This is a genomic window from Nonomuraea sp. NPDC005692 (assembly GCF_040631115.1).
Lineage (GTDB): Bacteria > Actinomycetota > Actinomycetes > Streptosporangiales > Streptosporangiaceae > Nonomuraea.
Window position 1 is genome coordinate 1 of sequence record NZ_JBEXYU010000072.1, and the last position, 5666, is coordinate 5666.

The window sequence follows — 5666 nt, forward strand, 5'->3', positions numbered from 1 at the left end:
GTGACCAGCCGTCGATCTCCTGGTCGCAGAGCATCGAACGCCTGGCCTTCTGCCTGTTTCCCATCACCCGAACAACATCTTCAGAGGACTCCTAGGGGCTCCTACCGGCGCGGGTCGAGCACGAGCTTGCCGGTCGTACGCCGTTCCCTGAGCTCCGCGTGCACCTGCCGCACCTCCGACATCGGACGGTCCCCGCCCGCGACCACCCGCAGCCCGCCCGCGATCACCTGCGCCGCCATCTCCGCGTACGCCCCGGCCAGGACGGCGGGCCGCTGGAAGGCGTTGAGCAGCCAGAAGCCGCTGACGGTCGCCGAACGGGGCTGCAGCGCGCGCGGCGAGACCGGCTGCGGCTCCACCCCGCCCGCCATCCCGTAGAAGGCGAGCCGGCCGAACGGCGCCAGCGCAGCCAGGCTCTGGTCGGTGACCCGGCCGCCGGTCATCTCCAGGACCACGTCCACGGGCTCGCCGCCGTTGGCCGCGCGCAGCGCCGCGGTGAGGTCGTCGGCGGCCGGGTCGACGGCGGCGTCCGCGCCCAGCGACAGGGCGAGCTCCCGCTTGGCGGGCGTGCTCGCCGTGGCGATCACCCGGCCCGCGCCCGCCGCCCTGGCCAGCTGCACCGCCAGCGAGCCGACGCCGCCCGCCGCCGCGTGCACGACCACGCTCTCCCCGGCCTGGACCCGGCCGGTGTGGCGGACCAGCCACCACGCGGTCAGCCCCTGGGCCAGCAGGGCCACCGCCGCGACGTCGTCGAGCTCCTCGGGCACCGGGAAGGCGGACGCCTGCGGGACCGCGGCCTTCTCGGCGTACCCGCCGCGCTCCAGCATGGCGGCCAGGCGGCGGCCGTCGGCGGTCCTGCCGACGACCTCGCCGCCCGGTACGACCGGCAGCGTGGTCGCGGCCAGGTAGGCGTTCTCGCGCACCAGCGTGTCGGCGAAGTTCACGCCGCAGCGCGAGACGTCCACGACGACCTGGCCGGGGCCGGCCACCGGCTCGTCCACCTCCCGCACCCGCACGACCTCGGGACCGCCGAACTCGGTGATCTACACGGCTCGCATGACAACTCCAATGGGATCTAGTTCCAAGTGGTACCGAGTACCATAAGGGACGCCGTCCGGAAGCGCTAGACTGAGCCCGTGACCGAGTCCTCCCTGCGCGCCCGCAAGCGACGGCGAGCCCGCGACGAGATCATCGAGGCGGCCTACCGGCTCTTCGCCGAGCGCGGCTACGACGAGGTGACGGTCGCCGACATCGCCGAGCGCGCCGAGGTGGGCCGCACCACGTTCTTCCGCTACTTCGGCGACAAGCAGGAGGTCGTCTTCGCGGGGGAGCACGACTGGCTCGACGGCCTGGCCGCCCACCAGCGCGAGCTGCGCGGCGACCGCCCGCCCGGCCTGCCCGAGGCGCTCGCCCAGGTGCGCGAGCTCACCCTCGCCCTGTGCGCCAGGGCCACCCTCGACCCCGGCCGCTACGTCCTGCGCGAACGGCTGATCGCCGACCATCCCGAGCTCGGCGACCGTACGGCGCGCAAGCAGCGCCGCTTCGCCGAGACGATGACCGAGATCCTGCGCGAGCACGGCGCCACCCCCGAGACGGCGGCCCTGGCCCCGCAGCTCGCGCTGGCCTGCTACACCGCCGGCCGCGCCGTAGCCGGTGACGACCCGGCGGCGCTGGCCCCGAGCGTGGCCGCGGCCTTCGACCGGCTCGGCCTCCTCCCGCCCGCCGCCTGACCCGCCGCCACCGGACCCTTCACGCGCCCGGCTCAGCGCACGTGCACACCGATCAGGCAGGTGTCGTCGTCGGTGTCGGAGTTGCAGTGGGTGAGCAGGTCGTCGAGCCGGTGGTCGAGGGTCGAGGCCGTGCGCGAGGCGACGGCCAGCAGCCGGTCCTGGGCGTGGCGCAGGTTGTGGTCGCGCCGCTCGATCAGGCCGTCGGTGTAGAGCAGCAGCGTGTCGTCGGCCTCCAGCTGCAGCCGGCCCTCCTCGTAGACGGCGTCGGCGAACGCGCCGAGCAGCGGCCCCTTCACCATCGGCAGCTCCGTGCCCTGCGCACCGCGCAGCAGGATCGGCGGCAGGTGCCCGGCCCTGGCCCAGCGCAGGACGCGGGTGGCGGGGTCGTACAGGCCGCAGATCGCGGTCGCCGTCATGCGGTCGGCGAGGTGGCGGGCGACCAGGTTGAGCCAGCTCAGCAGCCGGGCCGGGCCCGCGCCGGTGGTGGCCAGGCCGCGCAGCGCGTTGCGCAGCACCACCATGCCCGTGGCGGCCTCGACGCCGTGCCCGGCCACGTCGCCCACCGACAGCAGGATGCACTCCGACGGCAGGACGACCGCGTCGTACCAGTCGCCGCCGACCAGGTCCTCCTTCTGCGCCGGACGGTAGCGGACCGAGATGCGCAGCCCGAAGGAGTCCATGCGGCCGTGCGAGGGCGGCATGATGGCGTGCTGGAGCTGGAGGGCCAGGCGGTTGCGGGCGGCGGACTGCCGTTCGGTGTGGGCCAGCCTGTCGCGGGTCACCGCCAGCGCGACCTCCGTCCAGTGCTGGGGCGAGACGTCCTGGTAGGCCCCCCGCAGCGCGGTCAGCCGGCCGTCCGGGGCGAACACCGGCTCGGCCACCACGCGCAGATGGCGGGCCACCCCGTCGGGGCGTTCGAGCCGGAACGCCGTCGCCGCCGGCCGCCGGTGATGCAGCACCGTGCGCAGGAAGAGGCCCACGGCCACCTCGTCGTCGCGGTGCACGTGGTCGCGCAGGCGTTCCAGCGGGACCGGCCGGGCGTCCGGCGGCAGGCCGTACAGGGAGAACATCTGGGCGTTCCACATGATCTGGCCGGTGAGCGCGTTCTCCTCGAAGCCGCCGATGCGGCCCAGACGCTGGGCGTGCTCGAGCAGGCGGGCCTGGTCGTCGTGGTCGCGCCGGACGAGCAGCACGCTCCCGCCGTGGCGGGTGATGCTCACCTCGGCCGTGGAGGCCGCGGTGAAGGGCATGTCGGTGGCGCGGAACGGCTCGCCGGTGGCGTGCACGTGCTCGATCCTGGCCAGCAGCTCCCCGGCCGCGAACGGGTACGCCTCCAGCAGCAGCCCGCCCGCCCGCACCGCCGCCGACCCGTTGGCGTGGTGGACGCGGAAGTCGGCGATGTGGCCCTGCGGGTCGAGGTGCGGCACCAGGACGAGCGCCGGGTCGGACATGGAGTCGGCCAGGGCGGCCAGCTCGGCCAGGGCGGCGCCGGCCCGCGCGGGCGGACCGGGGGAGTTCAGGGTGAGGGCGCACAGGTCGGCCAGCGCCTCGATCTGGCGTTCCATCCTGGGCGTGGGCTCGGGACAGCCACCCGGCCAGCAGATCTCCAGGACGCCGAGCACCCGTCCGCCCAGCCGGGCCAGCGCGGTGACGCGGCCGCCGGTCAGCTGGTGGCGGCCGATCGAGGGCGGCCCCTGCGTGGTGTGCCACAGCGTGCGGCGTTCGATCAGCGTGCTGGTGGCGGGCGTGACCAGGCCCGGCGGGACCTGCCGCCAGAGCCCGGCCTCCTCGGCGCTGAAGCCCGCGTGCCCGGCCAGCGTCAGCGACGTGTCCGGCCCGGCCGCCCACACCGCCACCGCCGTCGCGCCGATGGGCAGCAGGGCCGTCTCCAGCACGGCGTGGGCCGCCGCCTGCACGTCCGTGGCGCCGAGCGCGGCGCTCTCGGCCGTCCGCAGCCGCACCGCCGCCTCCGCGTGCCCGGCAAGCGGCTCGGGACCGCCGTCGAGCCCGGCGGCGCCGGTCAGGGACGCGTCGGCGATGGGGTCGTCGGCGGCCCGGTTGACGACGTCGGCCGCCAGCTCGGCCTGCGACCGCCCGGTCCTGGCCGCGAGCGTGGCGAGCTGGTCGGCGGCCTGCGCCGGGGCGCAGCGCAGGCGTTCGACCAGGATGCCCTTCGCCAGCTCGACCAGCGCGCGGTCGTCGGCGGCGCGGCGGACCTCGTGCAGCTCGGCGCGCAGGCGTTCGACGGTCGCGGCCAGCCTGGCCAGGCCCGTCTCCTCGGCTGAACTCCCCATGGCTCGACTCCTCACCGGGTCAGGCCGGATCCATCCAGTGCTGGATGCGTTCGATCAGCTGGTCGGCGTCGACCGGTTTGGTCACGTAGTCGCTGGCTCCGGCCGCCAGCGACTTCTCCTGGTCGCCCGGCATGGCCTTGGCCGTGACCGCGATGATCGGCAGGCCGGCGTAGCCGGGCATCTCGCGGATCGTCTCGATCGCCGTGTAACCATCCATCTCGGGCATCATCACGTCCATCAGGATCAGGTCCGTCTCGGGGTGGGCCGTCAGCGTGTCGATGCCCTTGCGGCCGTTCTCGGCGTGCAGCACGTCGATGCCGTGGATCTCCAGCATGCTGGTCAGCGCGAACAGGTTGCGCGCGTCGTCGTCCACCACCAGGACCGTGCGCCCGGACAGCGTGTTGTCGATCTCCCGGCCCGACGCCGCCCCCACCGTCCGGGACCTGACCAGCGGCAGCACGTCGCCGGGCTGGTCGGCGGTCAGGTGCAGGGCGATGCGCTCGCGCAGCTCGTCGAGGCTGGACAGCAGCTCCAGCGGCCGGTCGCCGATGCGCGCCTCCTGCGACGGGCCGGAGCGCCAGTTGTTGTAGGCCAGCACCGGCACGCCGTGCAGCCCCGGATCGCCGTCCATGGCCTCCAGCAGGCCGTAGGCGGCCCGGTCGGGCAGGTCGAGGTCGAGCACGACGCAGTGGCACGGCTCGGCGGCCAGCAGGCTCGCCGCCTCCTCCGCGCCCGTCGCCTCGACCACCTGGACGGTCCCGCCCAGCGGGTCGGGCGACCCGGCCAGGCCGCTCACCACGCTCTCGGTCACCAGCGACAGCAGCCCGTGCGGGCGTTCCTCGATCACCAGCAGCCGCCGCGGCTGACCGGCCACCGGCAGCGCGACGGCCGCGGGCGCGCCGCCGGTCGCGTGCCCCTCGGCGCCGGGCTGGGCGACCGGCAGGTACAGGGTGAACACGCTGCCCTGGCCCGGCGTGCTCTGGACGGTGATCGCGCCGCCGAGCAGGTAGGCGATCTCGCGGCTGATGGACAGGCCGAGGCCGGTGCCGCCGTACTTGCGGCTGGTGGTGCCGTCGGCCTGCTGGAACGCGCCGAAGATGGCTTCGAGCTGCTGTTCGGGGATGCCGATGCCGGTGTCCATGACGCGCAGGGCGATGGCGGGGGCGTGCGGGCGCACCGAGACGGGCAGTTCGCCGTGCGCGGCCGGCTCGATGCGCAGCTCGACGCCTCCGGTCTCGGTGAACTTGACCGCGTTCGACAGCAGGTTGCGCAGCACCTGGCGCAGCCGCGAGTCGTCGGTGAGCAGGTCGGCGGGCACCCCCGGCCCGGTGGTGATCCGGAAGTCGAGGCTCTTCTGCGACGTCATCGGCCGGAACGTGGCCTCGACGTAGTCGAGAAGCTGGCGCAACGGCACCCATTCGGGGTTGATGTCCATCTTGCCCGCCTCGACCTTGGACAGGTCGAGGATGTCGTTGATCAGCTGGAGCAGGTCCGAGCCCGCGGAATGGATGATCCCGGCGTACTCGACCTGCTTGGGCGTCAGGTTGCGGGTGTGGTTCTGGGCCAGCAGCTGGGCCAGGATGAGCAGCGAGTTGAGCGGCGTGCGCAGCTCGTGGCTCATGTTCGCCAGGAACTCGCTCTTGTA

At 74.2% G+C, this 5666-nt stretch carries 4 protein-coding genes; 1 reads left to right on the forward strand and 3 read right to left on the reverse strand.

What is annotated here, in order from left to right; genetic code table 11:
- Window positions 1–101 precede the first annotated feature (101 nt).
- Window positions 102–1007, reverse strand: coding sequence for a zinc-binding dehydrogenase (locus tag ABZ459_RS52530; protein ID WP_357989036.1), 906 nt, complete (start codon window positions 1005–1007; stop codon window positions 102–104).
- Between the two features lie 126 nt (window positions 1008–1133).
- On the opposite strand from ABZ459_RS52530, the gene ABZ459_RS52535 reads away from it, so the two are divergent.
- A complete protein-coding gene (locus tag ABZ459_RS52535; RefSeq protein ID WP_357989038.1) occupies window positions 1134–1727 on the forward strand; it encodes a helix-turn-helix domain-containing protein in 594 nt (197 codons plus the stop codon).
- A gap of 32 nt (window positions 1728–1759) precedes the next feature.
- Here ABZ459_RS52535 and ABZ459_RS52540 read toward each other — a convergent pair whose 3' ends face one another.
- Both ABZ459_RS52540 and ABZ459_RS52545 read right to left on the reverse strand, forming a co-directional pair.
- Window positions 1760–4021, reverse strand: a complete 2262-nt coding sequence (locus tag ABZ459_RS52540) for a SpoIIE family protein phosphatase (RefSeq protein ID WP_357989040.1) — start codon at window positions 4019–4021, stop codon at window positions 1760–1762.
- A gap of 19 nt (window positions 4022–4040) precedes the next feature.
- Window positions 4041–5666 (reverse strand): response regulator (locus ABZ459_RS52545; RefSeq protein ID WP_357989042.1); only part of this gene is annotated, 1626 nt, incomplete at its 5' end.